Annotated in this window: 13 protein-coding genes; 5 read left to right on the top strand and 8 right to left on the bottom strand. The window is 60.6% G+C overall.

Going from position 1 to position 17,804, the window contains the following annotated elements; translation table 11 throughout:
- Positions 1–6: 6 nt before the first annotated feature.
- The 4 genes from pheA to mtnA form a co-directional block, all read right to left on the bottom strand.
- Entirely contained in the window at positions 7–1,104 is a 1,098-nt protein-coding gene (pheA, locus tag SM130_RS10190; RefSeq protein ID WP_102823830.1) for a prephenate dehydratase, read from the bottom strand.
- Positions 1,104–2,189, bottom strand: coding sequence for a 3-phosphoserine/phosphohydroxythreonine transaminase (gene serC, locus SM130_RS10185; protein ID WP_102823829.1), 1,086 nt, complete (start codon positions 2,187–2,189; stop codon positions 1,104–1,106). The genes pheA and serC overlap by 1 nt, the downstream gene beginning before the upstream one ends.
- A gap of 113 nt (positions 2,190–2,302) precedes the next feature.
- Positions 2,303–5,113, bottom strand: coding sequence for a DNA gyrase subunit A (gyrA, locus tag SM130_RS10180; protein WP_102823828.1), 2,811 nt, complete (start codon positions 5,111–5,113; stop codon positions 2,303–2,305).
- A 124-nt stretch (positions 5,114–5,237) separates the two neighbouring features.
- Positions 5,238–6,314, bottom strand: coding sequence for an S-methyl-5-thioribose-1-phosphate isomerase (mtnA, locus tag SM130_RS10175; RefSeq protein WP_102823827.1), 1,077 nt, complete (start codon positions 6,312–6,314; stop codon positions 5,238–5,240).
- Between the two features lie 384 nt (positions 6,315–6,698).
- On the opposite strand from mtnA, the gene imuA reads away from it, so the two are divergent.
- Genes imuA through SM130_RS10160 form a run of 3 tightly spaced genes read left to right on the top strand, consistent with a single transcriptional unit; the run spans position 6,699 to position 11,815 of the window.
- Complete coding sequence (gene imuA, locus SM130_RS10170) at positions 6,699–7,316, top strand: translesion DNA synthesis-associated protein ImuA (protein WP_102823826.1); 618 nt, start codon at positions 6,699–6,701, stop codon at positions 7,314–7,316.
- A gap of 9 nt (positions 7,317–7,325) precedes the next feature.
- Positions 7,326–8,741: a Y-family DNA polymerase gene (locus SM130_RS10165; RefSeq protein ID WP_102823904.1), complete on the top strand. Its 1,416-nt coding sequence runs from the start codon at positions 7,326–7,328 to the stop codon at positions 8,739–8,741.
- Complete coding sequence (locus SM130_RS10160; protein WP_102823825.1) at positions 8,738–11,815, top strand: error-prone DNA polymerase; 3,078 nt, start codon at positions 8,738–8,740, stop codon at positions 11,813–11,815. The genes SM130_RS10165 and SM130_RS10160 overlap by 4 nt, the downstream gene beginning before the upstream one ends.
- A 108-nt stretch (positions 11,816–11,923) precedes the next feature.
- Here SM130_RS10160 and SM130_RS10155 read toward each other — a convergent pair whose 3' ends face one another.
- Genes SM130_RS10155 through pdxK form a run of 3 tightly spaced genes read right to left on the bottom strand, consistent with a single transcriptional unit; the run spans position 11,924 to position 14,297 of the window.
- Positions 11,924–13,150: an aspartate aminotransferase family protein gene (locus SM130_RS10155; protein WP_102823824.1), complete on the bottom strand. Its 1,227-nt coding sequence runs from the start codon at positions 13,148–13,150 to the stop codon at positions 11,924–11,926.
- Positions 13,151–13,156: 6 nt separating this feature from the next.
- Positions 13,157–13,417: a cytoplasmic protein gene (locus tag SM130_RS10150; RefSeq protein WP_102823823.1), complete on the bottom strand. Its 261-nt coding sequence runs from the start codon at positions 13,415–13,417 to the stop codon at positions 13,157–13,159.
- A 4-nt stretch (positions 13,418–13,421) separates the two neighbouring features.
- Positions 13,422–14,297 (bottom strand): pyridoxine/pyridoxal/pyridoxamine kinase, encoded by an 876-nt coding sequence (gene pdxK, locus SM130_RS10145; protein WP_102823822.1) that lies wholly within the window; start codon positions 14,295–14,297, stop codon positions 13,422–13,424.
- Between the two features lie 147 nt (positions 14,298–14,444).
- On the opposite strand from pdxK, the gene ptsJ reads away from it, so the two are divergent.
- Entirely contained in the window at positions 14,445–15,740 is a 1,296-nt protein-coding gene (ptsJ, locus tag SM130_RS10140; protein ID WP_102823821.1) for a transcriptional regulator PtsJ, read from the top strand.
- Positions 15,741–15,771: 31 nt separating this feature from the next.
- Here ptsJ and SM130_RS10135 read toward each other — a convergent pair whose 3' ends face one another.
- Complete coding sequence (locus tag SM130_RS10135) at positions 15,772–17,070, bottom strand: aminotransferase class I/II-fold pyridoxal phosphate-dependent enzyme (RefSeq protein WP_102823820.1); 1,299 nt, start codon at positions 17,068–17,070, stop codon at positions 15,772–15,774.
- 28 nt (positions 17,071–17,098) lie between these two features.
- Here SM130_RS10135 and SM130_RS10130 point away from each other — a divergent pair, with 28 nt between their 5' ends.
- Positions 17,099–17,794: a glutamine amidotransferase gene (locus tag SM130_RS10130; RefSeq protein WP_102823819.1), complete on the top strand. Its 696-nt coding sequence runs from the start codon at positions 17,099–17,101 to the stop codon at positions 17,792–17,794.
- Positions 17,795–17,804 lie beyond the last annotated feature (10 nt).

The following is a 17,804-nucleotide window of genomic DNA, read 5'->3' as shown; positions in this document are numbered from 1 at the left end:
GTAATGTCAAAGGACTGCTTTGGGGTAGGAACCCAGCACTTTCAGCGCCACGGCTTCCTGACCGATTCGCTCCAGCACATCTTTGATCAGCGGATCCTGGTGATGGCCGATGCAGTCGATGAAGAATACGTAGGTCCATTTGCCGCTGCGCGAAGGGCGGGTCTCGATCCGCGTGAGATCGATTCCATTGGAATGGAACGGCATCAGCAACTCATGCAGCGCGCCTGGCTTATTGCGCATGGAGACGATGATCGAGGTCTTGTCGTCGCCGGTCGGCGGCACTTCCTGGCTACCGATGATCAGGAAACGCGTGGAGTTATCCGGGCGGTCCTCGATCTTCTCGGCCAGCTTGGTCAGACCGTATAGCTGAGCAGCCATGTCGCCGGCGATCGCAGCAGAATTCCATTCGCTTTTGACCCGCTTGGCCGCATCGGCATTACTGGAAACGGCTACGCGCTCGACATTGGGATAATGTGCATCGAGCCACTTGCGACATTGCGCCAAGGATTGAGCGTGGGAGTAGATCCGTGTGATGCGATCAGTCTTGGTCGTTTCGCCCACCAGCAGATGGTGGTGAATACGCAATTCCACTTCGCCGCAGATGACGATGTCGTGCTCTAGAAAGCTGTCCAGCGTGTGATTGACCGCACCTTCGGTGGAATTTTCCACCGGCACCACGCCGAAATTCACAGCCCCCGCAACCACTTCGCGGAACACCTCATCGATAGCAGCCATCGGCTTACTGATCACAGCATTGCCGAAGTGCTTGAGTGCAGCGGCCTGGGAGAAGGTGCCTTCCGGACCCAGATAGGCTACCCGCAGAGGCTGCTCAAGAGCCAGGCACGAAGACATGATCTCGCGGAACAAACGCGCCATTTCCTCGTTGTCGAGCGGTCCGCGATTGAGCTCCATGATGTGCTTGAGCACCCATGCCTCACGCTCCGGACGATAGAACACCGCCGATTCACCCTCAGCCAGTGCTGAGGTCTTTACCCGCGCGACTTCCTGGGCGCAGCGGGCGCGCTCGCTGATCAGATCGAGAATCCGCTCGTCGAGGCTATCGATTCGAACCCGCAGGGCCTTTAGCTGATCGGCGTCGCTCATCAACCGTGCTCCTTCTCGAACTCAGCCATGTACGCTACCAACGCTTCGACCGCATCCAGGCCGACAGCGTTATAGATCGAAGCGCGCATGCCGCCAACGGAGCGATGCCCCTTGAGGTTCAACAGGCCGCGTGCGTCGGCGCCAGCCAGAAAAGGCTTGTCCAGACGCTCATCAGCCAGACGGAACGGTACGTTCATCCACGAGCGGGCATTGATCGCGATCGGGTTGGTATAGAAATCGCTGGCATCGATGGCGCCGTAAAGCATGTCCTTCTTGGCGCGATTGCGCTGCTCCATCGCCTCGACGCCGCCCTGCTCCTTCAGCCACTCGAAGACAAGGCCAGACAGGTACCAGGAAAAGGTCGCGGGCGTGTTGTACATCGAGCCGTTATCCGCAGCGATCTTGTAGTCGAGCATGGTCGGGCAGGCGGAACGCGCGCGGCCGAGCAGATCCTCGCGAACGATGACGACTACCAACCCCGACGGACCGATGTTCTTCTGCGCACCTGCGTAGATCAGGCCGAAATTTGAGACGTCGATGGTGCGCGACAGGATGTCCGAAGACATGTCGACGACCAAAGGCGTATCGCCAAGATCCGGGATCCAATCGAATTGCAGACCACCAATGGTCTCGTTGCTTGCATAGTGCAGATACGCAGCGCGCTCACTTGGCTGCCACTCGTTCTGCCCCGGAATGGCGAAGTAATCGAGGGGCTTGGCGCTTGCTGCGACGTTGACGTTACCGAAGCGGCGCGCCTCTTCGATTGCCTTGCGCGACCAGATACCCGTATCGATGTAGTCGGCAACCCCATTTTCGGGTAGCAGGTTCAGCGGGATCTCGGCAAATTGCTGACTAGCGCCGCCCTGCAAAAACAGCACCTTGTAATTCGAAGGAATCGCCAGCAGGTCGCGCAGGTCCTGTTCGGCCTTTTCCGCGATGGCGGTGTATTCCTCACTGCGGTGACTCATCTCCATGACCGACAGGCCCTTGCCATGCCAGTCGAGAAGCTCCGCCTGGGCGCGCTGAAGGACGGCTTCGGGAAGCGCAGCCGGACCGGCACAGAAGTTAAAGGCGCGTTTGCTCACTGCTGTTCTCTCGCTCTTGCTCGATGTTGATTCCCGGGACGCAGCGGCCGGTATCTACCGACCGCCTCGCTACCACCTTCCCGGTGTGCTGCTGTAGGGATAGCTTTCGCCAATCAGTCTTCGTCGTCAGTAGGCACAACATCCGGCGACACGTCACCGGCACCACCGAGCAGCTCGTCCTCGCTAGGTTCGGTACTGAGTACAGGCATCTCTTTCTCGAGGGAGTCGTCATCGAGCAGTGCTTCGATGTCGTCCAGCACGTCTTCCTCGGATGGCTCCTGCACACGCTCCAGGCCAACAAGATGCTCGCCCTTGCTCAGCTTGATCAGCGTGACGCCCTGAGTGTTGCGGCCCAGCGATGACACCTCATCCACTCGGGTCCGCACGAGCGTGCCCTGATCGGAAATCAGCATGATCTCCTCACCTTCTAGCACCTGAACCGCGCCGATCAGCGGACCGTTGCGCTCATTGGTGACCATGGCGATCACGCCCTGACCGCCACGACCACGGCGCGGGAACTCTTCTATTGATGTGCGCTTGCCATAGCCACGAACGGAGGCAGTTAGAATCTGCGCACTCGACTCAGGAATCAGCATGGAAATGATCTGCTGCCCTTCAGGCAACCGCATGCCGCGTACACCACGAGCGTTTCGGCCCATGATGCGAACCTTGCTTTCCTTGAAACGGATCACCTTGCCGCCATCGGAGAACATCATGACCTCCTGGGCGCCATCGGTCACTGCCGCTGCGATCAGGGTGTCACCATCCTCCAGCTTCAGCGCAATGAGACCCGAGCTACGCGGTCGGCTGAACTGCACCAGGGGTGTCTTCTTGACCGTGCCTTTGGCGGTAGCCATGAAGATGTATGAACCCGTCGGCTCATCTTTCTCGTCGCTGTCGGCGTCATCGCTTTCGACGTCGTCAGCATCTTCGTGCTCGATGACGAGGCCTTCCGCGTCGTCCAGGTCGTCGTCCCCTTCGGCAGCCTGCTTGCGCAATGCTTCCAGGTCCACCTGAAGCATGGCGGTGATTCGTTCGCCTTCGTCGAGCGGCAGCAGGTTGACCAGTGGACGACCGCGCGAGGTGCGCGACGCTTCGGGAATCTCGTAGGTCTTGAGCCAATACACCTTGCCCTTGCTGGAGAACAGCAACAGCGTGGTGTGACTGTTGGCGACCAGCAGGTGCTCGACGTAGTCCTCTTCCTTGACCCCGGTTGCGGCCTTGCCACGCCCACCGCGACGTTGCGCCTGGTAGGCCGCCAACGGCTGCGACTTGGCGTAACCGCCGTGGGAAATGGTGACCACGCGCTCTTCTTCGGTGATCAGGTCGGCAAGCGTCAGATCCAGACGCGTTTCGAGAATCTCGGTGCGACGCGCGTCGCCGAAGTCGCGTTTGACGCCTTCCAGCTCTTCGCGAATGACCTCCATCAGACGCACAGGGTTGGTCAGGATACGGATCAACTCACCGATCTGAGTCAGGATTTCCTGGTATTCGCTGAGGAGCTTTTCATGCTCGAGCCCAGTCAGGCGATGCAGGCGCAGATCAAGAATGGCCTGGGCCTGCTCCGGCGAGAGATAGTACTTGCCGTCACGCAGGCCGTACTGCGGATCGAGGCCTTCCGGACGGCAGGAATCGGCCCCGGCACGCTCGACCATCGCTTCAACGGCGCTCGATTCCCAATCCTTGGCAATCAGTGCTTCCTTGGCTTCGGCCGGCGTCGGCGAAGCCTTGATCAGGGCGATTACCGGGTCGATATTGGACAGCGCGACCGCCTGGCCTTCGAGAATGTGCCCGCGCTCACGCGCCTTGCGCAGCTCGTAGACGGTCCGACGGGTCACGACTTCGCGGCGATGGCGTACGAAGGCTTCGAGCAGTTCTTTCAGGTTCAGCGTACGTGGCTGGCCGTCGATGAGCGCCACCACGTTGATACCGAACACGCTTTGCAGCTGGGTCTGAGCGTAGAGGTTGTTGAGTACGACCTCCGGCACTTCCCCGCGGCGCAGCTCGATCACGACGCGCATGCCATCTTTGTCCGACTCGTCGCGCAGCTCGGTGATGCCCTCGAGCTTTTTCTCTTTAACCAGCTCGGCGATCTTTTCGATCAAACGTGCCTTGTTCAGCTGATAAGGCAGCTCGGTGATGACGATCTGCTGGCGACCGCCGACCTTGTCGATATCTTCGATCATCGAGCGGGCACGCATATAAATGCGCCCGCGGCCGGTGCGGTAAGCTTCGACGATACCCGCGCGGCCGTTGATGATGCCTGCGGTGGGGAAGTCCGGGCCCGGGATGAACTGCATGAGTTCATCGATGGTGATGTCGGCGTTCTCGATCAGCGCCAGGCAACCATCGATCACTTCACTGAGGTTGTGCGGCGGGATGTTGGTCGCCATACCAACGGCGATGCCGCTGGAGCCGTTGACCAACAGGTTTGGAATCTTGGTCGGCATGACTGCCGGAATCTGCTCGGTGCCATCATAGTTGGGCACCCAGTCGACGGTTTCCTTGTCCAGGTCCGCCAACAGTTCGTGCGCCAGCTTGGCCATCCGCACTTCGGTGTAACGCATGGCTGCGGCGTTGTCGCCGTCCACCGAACCGAAGTTGCCCTGACCATCGACCAGCATGTAGCGCAGCGAGAAGGGCTGCGCCATCCGCACGATAGTGTCGTAAACCGCCGAGTCACCGTGAGGGTGGTATTTACCGATCACGTCACCGACCACACGGGCGGATTTCTTGTACGGCTTGTTCCAGTCGTTGCCCAGCTCGCTCATGGCAAAAAGCACACGGCGATGCACAGGCTTCAATCCGTCGCGCGCATCCGGCAGTGCACGACCGACGATTACGCTCATCGCGTAATCGAGATAGGACTGCTTGAGTTCGTCTTCGATATTGACCGGGAGGATTTCTTTGGCCAGTTCGCCCATGGAAGCCTGGTTCCTTATAGTCAGCAGGGTCCTGCGATTAAGCGCGGAATGGTATCACAGCTGGCGAGCCGGAGGCTTCAGGAAGCACATTCGAGAGAAAGGACTCGGCCAGCGAATACCCGATTCAATGAAGCCGCTTGCGGCTCATCAACGCGGCGAGCTTGGCGGCATTTGGCCGCTCTACCACGCCTTTTTCAGTCACGATGGCATCGATCAGGTCGGCAGGCGTGACATCGAACACCGGATTGAATGCCTCGATATCAGCCGCAAAACGCTGACCATTGACCTCCAGTAGCTCACTACCGGAGCGCTCCTCGATCGGGATATCTTCGCCACTCTCCAATGCCATATCAATCGTCGAGCTCGGCGCCACCACCATGAAGCGTACGCCGTGGTGCATAGCGAGAACCGCGAGCTGGTAGGTGCCGATCTTGTTTGCCACATCGCCATTGGCGGTGATGCGATCCGCACCTACGATTACCCAGGAAATGCCTCTGGTTTTCATCAGATGAGCAGCAGCGGAGTCGACATTCAACATGGCCGGCACGCCATCGCCGAGCAATTCCCAGGCCGTCAGCCGGGAGCCCTGCAGCCACGGACGCGTCTCATCGACATAGATCCGCTCCACCAGCCCCTCGAGATGGGCTGCACGGATGATACCGAGCGCCGTACCGAAGCCGCCCGTCGCCAGGGCGCCCGTATTGCAATGGGTGAGCAGGTTCTGCGGATTGCCTTGATGCCGGCGAATCAGGTCTACGCCAAATTGCGCCATCGACAGATTCGCCTCGCGGTCGCTTTCATGAATCGAAATAGCCTGGGCCTCGAGCGCTGCGCAAGGGTCTTCACCCGGCTTGAGACGCTCCAGCCGCTCGCGCATCTGGTTGAGCGCCCAGAACAAATTGACCGCAGTGGGTCGGGAATCAGCCAGCACCCGGAAGTCTTCTTCCAATGCCTGTCGCCAGTCACCGCCATCAGCGATGCGTGTGCGCGCGGCGAGGGCCAGGCCATACGCCGCGCTTATTCCGATCGCAGGCGCGCCACGCACGACCATGTCCCGAATCGCCCCGGCCACCGATTCCGCTGAGTCGTAGCTGCACCAAAGCGTCTCGGCAGGAAGCTTGCGCTGATCGAGCAGGTTCAAACGCCCGTCCAGCCACTCGATCGACTTCACCTTCTCCGCAGCCAACAAACGCTCGCGCATGGCATTCCCCTCGTTCAGCTTCGTCGAAGCAGGACCCATCATGCGCCCCGCACAGCAAACAAAAAGCCCGGATCGCGGGCGAACCGGGCTTTCATCTTGATATGGCCGGGAAGCAGCTAGTTGGACGTTGCAGCCTCGTCCCGGGCGCGAATCCTAATCGACTGATTTTCCGAGCACAAGCAGCGCTTACGGAGCGATGCAGGGCCTTCCGATCATGATCCGCGCATGTACTGGGCAAGTTGTCTCAAGGTTGACTCCCGTCCCGCCCGAAGCAGATAAGAAACCAAATCACCAAAACGGTGCGCTCGCTCATCGCGTCGAACTTGACCAATTCAGGTCAGGCCAAATACTGTATTTATATACAGTTATTTTGGATGTTTTTTCATGACTACAGTGGTCGCCCTCGACCGCCTGCTGGATACCCGGCGTATCTGGCGTGGCCAGGCCGTTGTTTCTCGTTCGGCCACCCAACCGACCGGAAACACAATGCTGGATGCTTTTCTGCCTGGCGGCGGCTGGCCGGAATCGGCACTCAGCGAGCTTCTCGTCGCGGCCACCGGGATCGGCGAACTGCGTCTGCTATGGCCGACCCTGGCACGGCTGACCAAAATCGGCGAGCGCGTGGTGCTGATTTCGCCGCCCCATCGTCCTTACCCCCAGGCCTGGGTCGCTGCCGGCGTAGATCTGCGACAGCTAGTCATCGTCCAGGCAAAGGGACGCGATGCATTGTGGGCTGCCGAACAGTGCCTGCGCTCGGGCAGCTGCGCCGCTGTCCTGTGTTGGCCGCGGCAGGCAGATGACCGGGCTTTGCGGCGCCTGCAGATTGCCGCCGAGACCGGCCAAACCCTTGGTTTCATCTATCGGCCGCTGCATGAAGCAGACAATCCATCACCGGCCGCACTGCGACTGACCATCGAGGCGCAACCGGCCCAGCTACGCGTAATCAAGTGTCGCGGTGGTCTGGCTCCGGCTACCCCTCTCCCAGCCGCTGCCTGGCAATAGCACATGCCTATGCTCTGGGCTTGCATTCTGTTGCCTCAACTCGCCATGGACGGTGTGCTACGCCATCGCGATGATCCCGATTCGCCACTGGCCCTGCTCGCCGGCCCACCGCAGCGGCGTGTGCTGCAGGCCGTCAACGAAGCCGCGCGCAATCTCGGCCTCAAACCTGGACAGTCGCTGATCGCAGCCCAGGCCCTGACCCGGGGCTTTGCCACAGCCGAGTATGATCCGGTCACGATCGAACGCTGGCAGCGCTTCCTTGCCTCCTGGGCTTACAGCTATAGCGCGCAAGTCAGCCTGCATTACCCACGCTGTCTGCTGCTGGAAGTGCATTCCAGCCTCAGCCTGTTCGGCCCCTGGCCGTGCTTCGAGGCACGCTTGCGTCAGGAGTTGACGGCCTTGGGCTTTAGCCATCGCATCACCTTGGCCCCCAACCCGGCGGCGGCACGGATCCTAGCCAACGCTCATGACGGGTTGGCCATAACCGATGCTGCCGGGCTGCGTCAGGCTCTCGACCCATTGCCTGTAGAACGTCTTGGTCTGTCCCGTGAGGTGACCTCTTCCCTCATTCGCATGGGCCTGCGCCGTCTACAACAACTGCTTGCCTTGCCTCGTGACAGCCTGGCCAAGCGCTTCCCCTCTGAAGTATTGGCTCAACTCGATATCCTGCTTGGCTACCGGCCACTTGCACTGGATTTTTATCGACCTCCGGACGTGTTCGATGAACGCCTGGAATTGAATTTCGATGTCGAGTCACACCAGGCCCTTCTCTTTCCACTGCGTCGCCTGACCGCTGACCTTGCCGCCTACCTGTCGGGACGCGACAGCGGTGTGCAGCGCTTCGTCCTGCATCTGCAGCATCGCAACCAGACCGATACGCAAATCCCGGTCGGCTTGTTAGCCGCCGAGCGCGAAGCGTCCATGCTCTTCGAACTGACCCGCGGACGCCTGGAGCAACTGCAGCTGACGGCGCCGGTACAAGCCTTGCGCCTGCTCGCTCGCGAGCTGCCAGTGTTTACTCCAGAACATCGCCAGCTGTTCGACGAACGCCCTCAGCAATCGCTACCTTGGAAACAACTACGCGAGCGGCTTCGCACGCGATTGGGCGACGATGCCGTACAGGCGCTGGGTGTCCGCGCCGACCATCGTCCCGAATGCACTTGGCTGCCCAGCGAGCAGACGTCTCATGTCGCGCTCCCGGCCTGCAGTTCGAGGCCTGGCTGGCTGCTCGACACACCGGTACCGCTATCCGACACCTCCATACGCATCCTTGGTGACTCCGTGCGAATCGAGTCCGGTTGGTGGGATGGGGGGGACATTCGGCGCGACTATTACCTGGTAGAAACCCGAACCGGCCAACGCGGCTGGGCGTTCCGCAGGCTCGACAGCGAAGGCCCGTTGCTGCTGCACGGCTGGTTCGCATGACCGCCGATTACGCCGAGCTGCATTGCCTGTCCAACTTCAGCTTCCAGCGCGGTGCCTCCAGTGCTCAGGAACTGTTCGAGCGTGCCGCCCGACACGGATACCGCGCCCTGGCGATAACCGACGAATGCACCTTGGCCGGCATTGTTCGTGCCTGGCAGGCATCAAAGAAAGCACGCCTGCAGCTGATTGTCGGCAGCGAGATGCGGATTGAGAGTGGCCCTAAGCTGGTTTTGCTGGCCGAGAACCTCACGGGTTATCAGGCCTTGTGCCGGCTGATAACCCGTGCCCGACGCCGCGCCGAAAAAGGACGATATCACCTGCTGCGCGAGGATCTGAGTGAACAACTCGACGGCCTCATAGCGATCTGGACTCCCCAGCATCACATTGATGGCGACGCCGACGGCCACTGGTTGCGCGAGCGCTTCCCCACTCGCCTATGGCTGGGGATTGAGTTACATCGCAGCGGCGACGATGCACGGCACCTGCGCGACAGTCTTGCGCTGGCCGGGCGCCTAGATATCCCTCCGGTCGCCTGTGGTGACGTGCATATGCATGCCCGCGGCCGCCGCGCCCTGCAAGACTGCATGACTGCCATCCGCCACCACCTGCCAGTTGCCGAGGCCGGTGCATACCTGTTTGCCAACGGCGAGCGCCATCTTCGCCACCGCGAGGAGCTCGCCGAACTCTACCCGCCAGAGCTGCTGGCCGAGACGCTACGCATCGCAAAGCGCTGCAGTTTCGATCTCGGCCAGTTGAAATATCACTACCCCCATGAGCTGGTACCAGCCGACCACAACGCCACCTCCTGGCTGCGCGCGCTGGTCGAACGGGGTAGCAGTTGGCGCTGGCCGGACGGCGTCCCAGCAGATGCCCGAGCGCGAATTGAGCACGAACTGGCATTGATCGCCGAACTGCGTTACGAGAGCTACTTCCTGACGGTGCACGACATCGTTCGCTTCGCCCGTGAGCAGCACATCCTCTGCCAGGGTCGTGGCTCGGCAGCCAACTCGACGGTGTGCTATGCCCTAGGCATTACTGAACTGAACCCCGCGGGCAGTCGACTGCTGTTCGAACGCTTCATGTCCCGTGAGCGCAAGGAGCCGCCGGATATCGATGTCGACTTCGAGCACGAGCGCCGTGAGGAAGTCATCCAGTACATATTCCGCCGTTATGGCCGCGGACGTGCCGCGCTCGCCGCGGTGGCCAGCACCTATCACGGCGCTGGCGCGGTTCGCGACGTCGCCAAGGCGCTCGGCCTACCAGCGGACCAGATCGACTCGCTGGCCGACTGCTGTGGACGCCGGCATGAGGGAGCGCCGTCCGCTACGCGCCTGATCGAGGCCGGTTTCGACCCGGACAATCCACTGCTGCGCCGTGTGTTGACGTTGACCGCGTCGCTGATCGGATTCCCTCGTCATCTGTCGCAACATCCCGGGGGCTTCGTCATATCCGAGCACCCGCTGGAAACTCTGGTACCGGTGGAAAACGCGAGCATGGCCGAGCGCACGGTAATTCAGTGGGACAAGGACGATCTCGACCTGGTCGGCCTGCTCAAGGTCGACGTACTGGCGCTCGGAATGCTCAGCGCACTGCGCCGCTGCTTCAACCTGATCGAACACTATCGCGGGACTTGCTGGACTCTGGCCAGCTTGCCGCAGGAGGATCCGGCAACCTACGCCATGATCAGCCGCGCCGACACCGTCGGGGTATTCCAGATCGAATCACGGCCACAAATGGCGATGCTCCCGCGGCTGCGGCCGAAGACCTTCTATGACCTCGTGATTCAGGTGGCCATTGTTCGTCCCGGGCCAATCCAGGGCGACATGGTGCATCCCTATCTGTGCCGCCGGAACGATGAGGAGCCAGTGGTATATCCCTCCGAGGAACTCATCCCAGTGTTCGAACGCACCCTTGGTGTACCCCTGTTTCAAGAACAAGTCATGGAGCTGGCCATGGTCGCAGCCCAGTACACAGCGGGCGAGGCCGACGAGCTGCGCCGCAGCATGGCCGCCTGGAAACGTCACGGTGGCCTGGAACCACATCGAATACGCCTGACCTCGAGGATGCTCGCCAGAGGCTACACACAAGAATTCACCGAGCGGATCTTCAGGCAGATCGAGGGCTTCGGCAGCTATGGCTTTCCCGAGTCCCATGCAGCCAGCTTCGCCCTGCTCACCTACGCCAGTTGCTGGTTGAAGTGCCACGAACCGGCGGCCTTCGCCTGCGCACTGATCAATAGCTGGCCAATGGGTTTTTACAGCCCCGACCAGATATTGCAGGATGCCCGCCGCCACGGCATCGAAGTACGCCCGGTAGACGTGCGCCATAGCGAATGGGAGTGCAGCCTGGAACCGACCAGTGACCCGCAACCGGCTATCCGCCTCGGCCTGCGGATGATTCGCGGCCTGCGTGAAGAGGCCGCGCGACACATCGAGGGAGAACGGCGGATATGCCCGTTTAGAGATGTCGAGGATCTGAGCCGGCGAACCGGGCTCGACGCTCGCGCCCGCGAGCAACTGGCCGATGCCGGTGCTTTGCGCGGTCTGGCCGGCCATCGGTACCAGGCTCGTTGGGCAATGGCAGGAATCGAACCACAGCTGCCACTGTTCGCCGGCCTGCCGACCGAGGAAGCATCGGTGAGTTTGCCGCTGCCGAGTTGTGGCGAAGATCTGCTTACCGACTATGCCACTCTGGGCACCACACTCGGCCCACACCCATTGAAATTGCTACGCCCCCAACTCGCAGCCCAGCGCTGCCGAAGCTCACGCGACCTGGCCGCACTGGAGCACAAACGCCCGGTCAGCGTTGCCGGCCTGGTGGTTGGTCGCCAACGTCCACAGACGGCAAGCGGAGTTATCTTCGTCACGCTAGAAGACGAGTTCGGCATGATCAATGTCGTGGTATGGCACGACTTGGCCGAGCGCCAACGTCGGGTGCTGGTGCAATCGCAGATGCTGCGCATTGACGGCTACCTGGAGACAGCAGATGGCGTACGCCACGTAATCGCCGGTCGGTTGACCGACCTCACGCCCATGCTCACGGGCCTGGACGTACGAAGTCGGGATTTTCAATGACCGCCTGCCGATCCGTTTTTCAAGCAGAGTCCCGTGGCGGGATGACCGCACTACTTCGCTTCATCCATACGACGGGCACAGACATGGATGCAAAGCACCCTTTGCCAATCAAAGCGTCGCAAGCGAGGCTTGCCGCAGCGTGTCGCTCTGCAGGCGCGACCATTTCCAAACGATCCGTGACAGGCGAGCTGCAATCTCGTCGATCTCAGCTTCGGAGCAGATCAAAGCCGGCAGCAGGCGGATCGTTCGTTCCCGCGAGACGCTGATCAGCAGGGCTTCATCTTTCAATGCGCAGGTCAAAAGCTCGGTACATGGGCGATCCAGTTCGATGCCTACCATCAGACCGAGTGCGCGAATCGCTACAACGCCTTCGCACCCCGCGAGCCCTTGCCGAAGTGCGCCTTCCAGGCGCTGCCCCATGACCCTCGCATGTTGCGGTACACCATCTCGCTCCATCACATCGACCACGGTGCAGCCGATTCGACAGGCCAAGGGGTTGCCGCCAAAGGTGGAACCGTGGTGACCAGGCGAAAAGAGATCCGCCGCGACGCCTCTGGCTAAACACGCACCGATTGGATAGCCGTTGCCAAGGCCCTTGGCCAAGGTGATCACGTCCGGCAGCACTCCCGCATGCTGGTACCCAAACCATGCCCCCGTACGGCCGAAGCCGGTCTGCACCTCATCCACCATGAACAGCCAGTCGTTGGCCGTGCACAACTCTCGCAGCGCCTGCATATATTCAGTCGGCGCAATACGTACACCACTTTCGCCTTGAACGGGCTCAACCAGCACCGCAACGATATTGGGGAACTGCGAAGCGAGCGACCTGACTGCATTGATATCGGCGTAGGGCACCCGCATGAAGCCTGGCATAAGCGGCTCGAAGCCCCGGTGTACGCTTGGGTTACCGGTCGCAGCCAACGTTGCGAGTGTACGACCGTGAAAACTGTTCTCCATTACCAGCACGACCGGCAGGGCTTCGCCTCGGCGGGTTGCGTGCAAGCGAGCCAGCTTCAATGCGGTCTCGTTTGCTTCCGCGCCTGAGTTGCAAAAGAACGCCCGACGCATTCCAGAGATCGCACAAAGCCTCGAACCAAGCGAGTCCTGCCACTCGATGCCGAACAGATTCGAGGTATGCATCAAACGACCGGCCTGATCGGCAATGGCGGCGGTTATTTCAGGGTGAGAGTGACCGAGATTGGTTACGGCAACCCCCGCGATGGCGTCGAGATATTCCCGCCCATGAGTGTCCCAGAGGCGGGCGCCCTTCCCGTGGGTGAAGTAAACCGGCTGCCTGGCATAAGCATGCATCAGATGAGCGCTTTGATCGTCCATGACCTGTCACTCCACTGCTGAGAGAAGCGCTGAACGCTGCGTTACGGGCCGGAAGCTGCGCTCCGTACCCAGTACTCGGATTCCGCTGGGCCCGACCTCCAGGTAGCGGCGTTCGCCATCGGATACCTGCATCTCGATGCAATAGCCCTCGCCCGCAGGCAGACGTTGAGCGATGTCTTGTACGGCCTCCAAGGCCCATGGCGCATCGGACTCAAAATGACCTAGATGCTTTTGATCACGGCGAATGTTTAAACGATAGACGGGCATGGAGTCATTCCTTGGCGAAGAGAGAGGTGCCAAATGCTGGCAAGCGCAGCTCAGCCGAATTGCTTTGGCGTGTAAGGGCTAGGGAATCAATGACTTGGCGGCAGGCAAACTTAACGGCGTGGGTAAGCTCCATCCCCCTCAGCAATGCGGCGGCCAGGGCTGCACTGAAAAAATCTCCGGTGCCCTTGGGCGAGACGCTGACTCGCTCGTGCTCGATCACCTCTGCAGACTCTTTCGTAGCCACCACCACGTACATACGTTCGCTTGGCCACTCATGTTGAGCTGCACTGGTGACGACGACCCACTGGGTACGCCCGGTCAGCAAGCTGCGCGCGGCATCGATAACCTGCTCGACGGTTTCAACGCAGCGGCCGGATAGACGAGCCAGCTCGAATGCATTGGGTGTCAGGCCATTGGCGAACCGAAGCAAATGAGTCTGAAAGGCACTCACCATCGCAGGCTCTACATACATGCCGCAGTCATCATCACCAAGGACGGGGTCCAGCTGAACGCGTATACCCGGGTGCCTCTCCAGTACCGTGCCCAACCAGCGGGCAAGTACCGCCGCCTGTGTCGTGCTGCCCAGATAGCCCACCAGCACGGTTCTTACCGAGCGCAGCGCATCCCGGGCTTCCAGATCTTTGAGGTAGCCAGCGAACCAGCTAGTCGGAAGCGCACCGCCATGGCAGGTGGAGTAGTGAGGCGTATTGCTGAGCAAGACGGTGGGTATGGCCCCCACGGAGAGACCGCCGGCATTCAGTACGGGCACGGCGATGCTGTTTCCTACGCACCCGTAGACAACCTGCGATTGGATCGAAATCACGTCCAGTGGAAGCGGCTCTGCACCCGACACGCCGGTGAAATCGATGCTGACAGCCATCAAACACATACTCCATTGCAGCCTGCTGGTGAGCCACGGCTGAAGCTATCCGCTCAAGCTGCGTGGGATCGATTGCCTTGAGGTAGCAACCGCTTTCGCAAAGTGTAAGATTGTCCTGTGCCCAAGTAAACATTGTCATAGGACAATATGAAAACTAAAAACAAGACCGCAATCGACATCTTTGAAACGATACGAAGCCAAGTGCAGGCGCAGCAGCTAACTCCTGGTCAGTCGCTACCGCCCGTGCGTCAGCTGGCATCGGAACTCGGGGTCAACCGCAACACCGTCGCCGCGGCGTATAAACGATTGGTCGCTGCAGGTGTTGCTGAAACCCGAGGACGGCTGGGCACGGTGGTTTGTGAAACGGCCGGGCCCGGTGAGCAGGAAGGCGGCATCGGGCACTCTCGATTGATTGATTTATCGAGCGGCAACCCGAACCCCATATGGCTGCCTGATCCGGCTCTCGCACTGGCACAACGGCAATCACGCCTGCGGCTGTACGGCGACGCGCCGGTTGATCCGACCTTTCAGGACGTGGCCTATCGATGGCTGGTTGACGATTGCCCTTCGCCTCCGGAAATCGACCTGGCCCATGGCGCAGTCGACGCAGTTGAGCGCCTGCTGGCCGCCTATCTTGTATCCGGCGACAAGGTTGCGGTCGAGAGCCCTTGTTTCATCAGCAGTATCAACACACTGCGCATTGCTGGCCTGCAGGCCGTCGGTGTCCCTGTTGACGAGCAAGGGATGCAAACTGACGCGCTTGAAGCCGCACTAGCGAAGGGTGTGCAGGCGGTGCTGATCACCCCCCGCGCTCACAACCCTACCGGCTCAAGCTTGAGCGCTGAGCGGGCCGCACAAATACGCGCCGTGCTTGAGCGACACCCTCAGGTTCTAGTGCTCGTCGATGATCACTTCGCACTGTTATCCGAAGCGGCATTCCACCAGGTCATCCCCGCCTCCAGCCGACGCTGGGCTCTGATCAGGTCCGTATCCAAAGCGCTTGGCCCGGATCTGCGACTCGCTGCTATCGGCAGCGATCGGGAAACATCACAGCGGCTTCGGTTGCGGCTGGCTTCAGGCACAACCTGGGTGAGTCACCTTTTGCAAGATATCGCTCATACCTGCCTGACCTCGCCGCTGGTCGGAGCAAAAATCGAACGCGCTCGAGCGGACTACAAGCATCGCCGAGATCTTCTGCTCGCCGCACTGAGGGCCCATGGTGTACAGGCCGGACATCCGTGTGATGGGCTCAACGTCTGGGTGCCGCTTGATGAAGATGTCGAACCGATCATTCTCCATCTGGCCCAGCGGGGCTGGGTCGTTCGCAGCGGCACGGGCTTCACCGTGCAAGAGCAGGTGCGCGGCATTCGCATCACTACCTCGACGATGGACGCGGACCAGGCGGCCCGCTTCGCCGAAGACTTGAGCCTCTGCATGCAATGACCCAGCACTCCAGGCGATTTGCTGCACTCGTTCAGTTAACCGTTCGGCGACGCTGCTTCAATGCATGAGCAACATCGCGCGCTAAAGCGGGCACGCTGATAGGGTTCAGGTTGCCGATACTGACGCGTACAGCCGCCGGGCTTTCCAACCTGAACGGCGAGCCCGCCTGGATGGCCCAGCCCAACGATGCCAGCGTCTGGACCACAGAGGTCTCATCCGAGACGGGCAGCCACACATGCAGGCCCTCCCCCTGAGTGGGCACGGCTATGCCTAAGTCATTCAGCCCCTGGACCAAGGACGAACGCCGTTGCAAATACTCAGCCCCCACTGCCGATAGGCGATTGCTATCGAGCATTTTTTGCCAGAGGCGCCCTGCAAGCCTCTGTAGCAAAAGGCTGACCCACCGGGGGCCGAGCGTCTGCTGGTGGTGCATGCTCTTGAGCACGCTGGAGGTGCCCGTGACCACCGAAACGCGCAAGTCCGGCCCAAGGAATTTGCTGACCGACACAACGTAGACCCAACTAAGAGGCTCACGACCGAAGCTCAAGGGTTCGGCAGCGCTGAGCGGCCCCCAATGATCGTCAAGAATGAGCAGCGTATCGGGCGCATCTGCAAGCCTGTCGACCCACTGCTTCCAACGGCGACTACTTATGCAAAAGCCGGTGGGGTTATGCGCACGCGGCGTCAAGATGACCGCCGCCGCCGAGCGAAGGATTTCAGTAGAGGGGACCATCGCGCCCTCTTCGTCTACGGGTACGGGAACCGCCTTGAGTCGCAGGCTCGCCAGTAATGCCAGCGCTGGCGGCCAGCAAGGATCTTCCACGATTACCTTGTTTCCTGGCCGGCAACGCAGGCGAAGCGCCCGCTCTACGGCGTCGAGCGCTCCCGAATAGATGCCCAGCTGCTGACAGGGAATTCTCTGCTCAGCCAGCCACCGGCCCGCAACATCAAGCAGCTGTGGGTCATTACTTTGCACGTCATAGCCGGACTGGCTCTCCGTGAGCCAGCCAGCCTCGATGGCAGGCAGTGTAGCCCCGTCAATATTTCCAGAGGCCATGTCCCGCAAACCTTCCGGAATGGTGGTTTGCGTCTCGGCCGTCGGCATCTCACTCGCCACACGCGTACCGCGCCGTCCGTCGGTAACTATCAGGGCCGCATCACGCAGCAGCTTATAGGCCGCCGCCACAGTGTTTGGGCTGACTTGAAGCTGCTGCGCGAGTGATCTGACGGCAGGCAGCAGGGCGCCATCCGGGTAAAAACCCGAACGAATTTGCTGTTCGATCGATTCAGCGATCTCGACAGCGGTCGATCCGCTAGCTATTGTATTCATACATTCATTCTATTGTATTGGTACATAAATGCAAACCGCCCTCGTCATCCGCTTTCTCGCTTTCGAAGATCTCGGCTCGCTGCAGCAAATTCTTGATAGCCGCGGATACCAAATCGAAACATTGGACGCGAACCTCGACTCGTTCGCGAATCACGATCCGTCAGCACCAGACCTGGTGATTGTTCTCGGCGGCCCAATCGGTGCATTTGACGAAGCGAAGTACCCGTTCCTCAAATCCGTGCTTTCGTTCGTCGAACAGCGGCTTCAGTGCGGCAAGAAAATACTGGGAGTTTGCCTTGGCGCTCAGCTGATAGCACGAGCACTGGGCAGCAACGTCGGCCCCATGGGGAGAAAAGAGATCGGCTTTGCACCGATATCGCTAACCGACGAGGGCTTGCAGTCCTGCCTGGAGCCACTAAGTGGCGGGATACCGGTGCTGCACTGGCATGGCGATCAGTTCGAAATTCCAGCGGGAGCGACGCGGCTGGCAGCAACCGAAATCTGCCCAAACCAGGCGTTTTCGGTTGGCACATCGGTTCTAGCCCTTCAGTTCCACCTCGAGGCCAATCCGCAGCGTATTGAGCATTGGCTGGTCGGCCATGCAGGTGAGCTCGACAGCATCAAGCTCGACCCCCGCGTGATCAGAGAGCAAGCACAGGCATGCGCCGACGAACTGCTCGCCGCTGCACAGACGGTCTTTGCATCCTGGCTGGATCGGAACTGACGGAGCCGCA

Origin of the sequence: Stutzerimonas stutzeri (assembly GCF_038561965.1) — a bacterium.
Classification (GTDB): domain Bacteria; phylum Pseudomonadota; class Gammaproteobacteria; order Pseudomonadales; family Pseudomonadaceae; genus Stutzerimonas; species Stutzerimonas stutzeri_AA.
This window is presented reverse-complemented; position numbering and strand designations above follow the sequence as displayed.